This is a genomic window from Gelidibacter sp., assembly GCF_035577925.1.
In the GTDB taxonomy this organism is placed as follows: domain Bacteria; phylum Bacteroidota; class Bacteroidia; order Flavobacteriales; family Flavobacteriaceae; genus Gelidibacter.
Map to the genome: position 1 here is coordinate 1 of NZ_DATJCY010000196.1, position 5088 is coordinate 5088.

5 protein-coding genes and 1 pseudogene are annotated in these 5088 nt (G+C 37.1%); 3 read left to right on the forward strand and 3 right to left on the reverse strand.

The window, feature by feature from the left end; genetic code table 11:
* The 3 genes and pseudogenes from acnA to VNJ50_RS07530 form a co-directional block, all read left to right on the forward strand.
* Positions 1–354: pseudogene (acnA, locus tag VNJ50_RS07520) on the forward strand (aconitate hydratase); the annotation flags it as partial.
* A 234-nt stretch (positions 355–588) separates the two neighbouring features.
* Positions 589–1260 (forward strand): flavodoxin reductase, encoded by a 672-nt coding sequence (locus tag VNJ50_RS07525; protein ID WP_325580537.1) that lies wholly within the window; start codon positions 589–591, stop codon positions 1258–1260.
* Between the two features lie 4 nt (positions 1261–1264).
* The gene (locus VNJ50_RS07530) at positions 1265–1615 is read left to right on the forward strand and encodes a DUF488 domain-containing protein (RefSeq protein ID WP_325580539.1); all 351 of its coding nucleotides are present in this window, start codon (positions 1265–1267) and stop codon (positions 1613–1615) included.
* Positions 1616–1651: 36 nt separating this feature from the next.
* Here VNJ50_RS07530 and VNJ50_RS07535 read toward each other — a convergent pair whose 3' ends face one another.
* The 3 genes from VNJ50_RS07535 to VNJ50_RS07545 all read right to left on the reverse strand — a co-directional run.
* Entirely contained in the window at positions 1652–2854 is a 1203-nt protein-coding gene (locus VNJ50_RS07535) for an acyloxyacyl hydrolase (RefSeq protein WP_325580541.1), read from the reverse strand.
* A 236-nt stretch (positions 2855–3090) separates the two neighbouring features.
* On the reverse strand, positions 3091–3582 hold the full coding sequence (locus VNJ50_RS07540) for a YdcF family protein (RefSeq protein ID WP_325580543.1): 492 nt from the start codon (positions 3580–3582) through the stop codon (positions 3091–3093).
* Positions 3583–3722: 140 nt separating this feature from the next.
* On the reverse strand, positions 3723–5088 hold a 1366-nt coding region (locus VNJ50_RS07545), incomplete at its 5' end, for a T9SS type A sorting domain-containing protein (RefSeq protein ID WP_325580545.1).

The following is a 5088-nucleotide window of genomic DNA, read 5'->3' on the forward strand; positions in this document are numbered from 1 at the left end:
CGGGATTGGGCTGCAAAAGGCACGTTTTTGCTTGGAGTAAAAGCTGTTTTGGCCGAAAGTTATGAGCGAATTCATAGAAGTAATTTGGTAGGACTTGGTGTTTTGCCATTGCAATATCAAGAAGGTGATACTGCTGAAAAATTAGGATTGACCGGAACAGAAGCATTTACGATTTCTGGAATTTCTGATGGATTAACACCACATAAATTGGTGGACGTCAGTGCGAAAAACGACAAAGGCGAAGAGGTTAAATTTAAAGCCATTGCCCGATTAGACTCGTTGATAGATATCGAATATTACCGAAATGGTGGGATTCTTCAATATGTACTCAGACAGTTTTTGGATGCAAAATAGGAAGGGATTAACGATTTAAGATTAACGATTTTTGATTTTTTAAATATCGATTACGATAATTATCGGGAGAATGTTGATTTTTTTTGGCAACTGACAACCGACAACCGACAACTGACAACCGACAGCCGACAACTGACAACTGACAACTGACAACAGATAACCAACAACCGAAGTTTAACACCAATAAATAATAATAACAATAGAAAATATTAATATAAAAATAATTTCTAAAAAATGAAAAATCAAGAAGTTACGATTAAAACGATTGAACATGCCACACATGACGTGCTGCATATTGTAGTTGATAAACCTGATGGTGTTTCTTTTGAACCTGGTCAAGCCACCGAGATTTTTGTTGATAAATTGGGGTGGGAAAATGAAGGACGTCCGTTTACATTTACCTGTCTTCCAGAAGATAATTACCTCGAATTTATGATCAAGACCTATCCGTCGCGCAAAGGTGTAACCAATGAGCTGCTGTCTTTAAAAGCTGGTGATCATTTGATTATCAATGATATTTTTGGTGCGATTGCTTATAAGGACGAAGGTACATTTATTGCCGGGGGTGCTGGAATAACGCCTTTTATTGCAATTTTAAGAAATTTAAAAGCCCATGGTAAACTGGGAAACAACAAACTCGTATTTGCCAATAAAACAAAGGCCGATATTATTCTCGAAAAAGAACTCAGGGCGATGCTGGGCCATAATTTTATTAATATCCTTTCAGATGAAGAAGTTGATGGTATTGCCCATGGCCATATTACAGAAAGCTTTTTAAAAACTTGCGGACTTGCTTTTGACAAAACCTTTTATATATGTGGTCCGCCGCCGATGATGGAAGCGGTTGAAGGCATGTTGACCAATTTGAATGTGAAAAAAGAACAGTTTGTTGAAGAAGAATTTTGAAAATATGAAAACAATCCAGATAAAACGCATATATGACGATCCCTCAGAAAGTGATGGGTATCGTATTTTAGTGGATCGGATTTGGCCACGTGGCGTTTCAAAAGAAGAAGCTAAATTAGATGAATGGAACAAAGACTTGGCACCCTCGACCGAACTTCGAAAATGGTTTGACCATGATCCTGATAAGTTTGAAGATTTTTCCAAAGAGTACAAAAAAGAACTTGAATATAACAAGGACGAATTAAAAGCGCTCCATGACATGGCAAAATCTAAAACAGTGACCTTGCTGTATGGCGCCAAGGATGTTAAGTATAATCAAGCGGTGGTGCTAAAGGAAGTGCTTGATGACATTTGATAAAAGATTTGGATTTTTGAAATTGGGATTTCAATATCAATTAATCAATAATTGCGGTGTCTTGTTATTAAATAGATAGCCAATTCCAAACATCAGATAATTGGGTTCATGAAAATCCTTGAAACTATACCCAATGTTGAAAAACGAATTTTTTGTTGCTCTAATTTTAAGTGACAGAGCTTGGTAAGTGCCTTTAAGATCTTTTCCTTTATGAAATGCTTGGGTTCCAATCCCGAGATTGATCGTAAATAACGGCATCACATAATCCACACGTGCCGATAGTCCTAAAGCGACTTGCTGGTTCCACTCGGGTTTAAAAAACTGCTGTTCGGTTCCGACAATATAATCTTCGGTATAAACATTGGCGCTGCCATCATAAATGGCATCTACAGAAAATCCTGTGCGCAACCGATATCCCCAGTTAAACATTGGTGCAAAATAAGCGCCCACCACCGGATATTGGTGTGGAGAAGCTACATGTTGATCTAAAAAATCGACGCCTTTTCGTCGCCAAGACCCAAAGGCAACCAAATCATAACTGACATGCCGTGTGAATTTTGGACGTTGTAAAACAGCGTCGTCTTGTGATTGAATTTCCGTTTTAGAAACATCATAAACCACTCCAATCTTGCCGCCCAACAAATTCACCCCCGCATTGGGATATTTGGTGTTTCCGTTAGAAAAATGTGTAAAATCCATACCGCCAAACAGGGAAATACGATTAGCAAGTTTCCAATTTAATGAAGTACCAAGACTGATAAAAGCATTCACTTTTGAACCTACTGTAACGTTATTCGGGTTATTGTCCAGATCAAAAGGTTTCCATCCTGTTGAAATGCCAAAGTTCCATTCATAATCCAATGAAAAACGAGGAGAAACTATGGTGATTTGTGATCTTTGAAAAAGATAGGCCACTATGGGCGTACCGATTTCTTGAGCGTTGCCAAAATCGTAAATAGAAAAGCCTATACCTTGTTGCGTATTGGGGAAAACCAGATTTCCCAAAGATGCTTTAGGTAAGGAAAATGCATATTTTAAATGTCCTGATTGCTCAAATTTGTTGAAGGGATTAATATAAAGTTCATTGTTGTACATACTGGAGGGAATTACCCAAGCCGGTCGGTACTCTAATGCCAAATGATGCGAAAATGAAGTGATTTCTTTATTTAGCTTTACCGAGTCTTTCTGGTTTTCGATGTGTATGCTGCTAATCGCTTTGATTTTGGATGATTGTGCCATGCTATTTTGGCAAAATAATACGACTGTAAATAGTGAATAGAGAAGTTTAATAGAATTTCCGGACAAATTTAGCATACAATAATAACCTTAGATTCTATTTTTTATCTAATAGATACAAACTTACCAAATAGAAGTTTATTCTACAATTTAAAATGATTTTTGAACAATGGATTAAGTATAATTATTGATGATAATAGAATATCTTATATGGAGCATGTTAATTGTTCAATTCATAATTAATAATAAAGCCCGTTTTTTAGGATGGCCTCTATTGCTTTCGTTTCATGTTGAACGGCATTTTCAAATTCTTCTTGTGGCAAATTGCTATCCACACCAACAAATTTCATGGAATAGCCCGCAAGAATTTCATTAAAAATGAGTTTTACTCTATTTAAATGATAGTTGGAAGTTATGACGGTCAGTTTGAGGTTTTCCAATTTGGCGATGATGGGTTTGATTTTTACGGCATCATCAACGGTATGTGCTGATAATGCAAAGTCCAAAAAAGCATCTTCCAAAACTCCTTTTGTAAGGAGGTATTGCTTTGCATAAAAGGCATGCGCAGTTGGCGAAGTGTTGAAATGATCGCCCCATCCACCGGTACAAAGTACCAGATTCCCTTTTTGATAAATTTTTGCGCAATGGTTCAATCTACTTTTTGAGATGTTGCTTAATTCTCCTTCCGGAGAATTAAGGCTGCCCAAAACGATGAGAACTTCTTTTTTCATGATTTGTCTAATATAGTATTTGACAATACAAAAGTACTTATGCCAAAATACACATTTATCGGCATAGTTTTAATTGCTATGAAAACAATAAAGCTTCCCGTTTTTGAGAAGCTTTGTCTTTAAGATGAATAAAATCTGGATTAGAGTTTGATCAATTTTGAAGTCAATAGTTGTCCATTTTTATTTTCTATTTTGATGAGATAGATGCTTTGTTTCAAATCGGAAATGTCAAAACTATCCGATGTTGTGAAATTTCCTTTAAAGGATTTGATGTGTTTTCCGGTCAAATCGTAAATATGAAGATTACTTATTTCTTTGTTGACTTTAAACGAGCTGTTCACTGGATTTGGATAAATTGAAAAATCTGATATGTTTTCAAAAGTATCGGTGCTTAAGGTTGAAACTGCATTTCCAAAAATCCTAAATTGGCCGGGAGCAATGGTTACAGTTGCCGTGTTGTAAGTGGTGCTTCCAGAATCATCCATCAAATCATACCACGTTTGTCCCGACGGAATGGTGGTGTTCATGGTTTTTAAAGTCACATCAAAATTCGCCAAAACAATCACTTTATTTAAGCTGCTTGATGGTAAGTTGGTATCAAAAATTTCAATGATCGGAGTAAGATTATTGGAAGTGATTTTGTAATCACCTTTGAAAACGGCTTCATTGGTTTTTAGCTCAATGAGTCGTGACCAGTCCTTATAAATCTTGTTTCGATATGAATCGCCCAGCCAGTTTTGGGTCCATTGCGGTTGTGGTTTGGTGCTCAATTTACAATCGCCGTCAACTCCTCCAGGTACGTTAACGCTACCATCATTACAGGTGAAAATGGAGTTTTGCATGCCCAGTTCACCAAAATGCCAAATCATTTTCGGCCCGGGAACGGTTAAGGTTACGGCACCCAAAGCGGACATTCTTGATAATGCGGTGTTTAAATCTTTGACGTCATGCGAACTGTTGCTGCTATTGCCATATTGTAGATTTTTGTACATCAAACGCTCTTCGTCATGACTTTCGGCGTAGCCTATCACACGTGGGCCTTGAAACTGTGGTCTTGATTTATGGCCGATACCACTAATATTGGCGGTATAACCCATAGTCAATTCGTTGTAAGCATAGTTCATATTACCCCACATCATCACGCCTTTGCCTTCATTGTACTTGTAATTGGCCCATTCTTTTTCTTCATTTTCAGAACCTAAATGTTCAAAAATCACATAATGTGTTGGATCTAAAGACCAAGAGTAATCGGCATAGTCTTTTAAAACAGCCACACGATCAGCTTGGTAGGCATTGGTACAGGTCTCGTCATTTTCAGTACAGTTTTGGGTAAATCCTTTGGTCAGATCCCAACGGAAACCATCAATCTTAAATTCTTCTATCCAGTGTTTTACGACACGTTTTACATATTCTTTTGTTCTCGGATTGGAATGGTTAAAATCAGAGCCCACATTATAGCTATGTTTTGGTGTTGTATTAAAGTATGGATTTTCGGTACTTGGATCT

What these genes read in the sequence shown, in the direction of transcription:
- VNJ50_RS07525 (WP_325580537.1), top strand. Translation starts at nt 589, where the DNA reads ATGAAAAATCAAGAAGTTACGATTAAAACGATTGAACATGCCACACAT.
- VNJ50_RS07530 (WP_325580539.1), top strand. Translation starts at nt 1,265, where the DNA reads ATGAAAACAATCCAGATAAAACGCATATATGACGATCCCTCAGAAAGT.
- VNJ50_RS07535 (WP_325580541.1), bottom strand. Translation starts at nt 2,854, where the DNA reads ATGGCACAATCATCCAAAATCAAAGCGATTAGCAGCATACACATCGAA.
- VNJ50_RS07540 (WP_325580543.1), bottom strand. Translation starts at nt 3,582, where the DNA reads ATGAAAAAAGAAGTTCTCATCGTTTTGGGCAGCCTTAATTCTCCGGAA.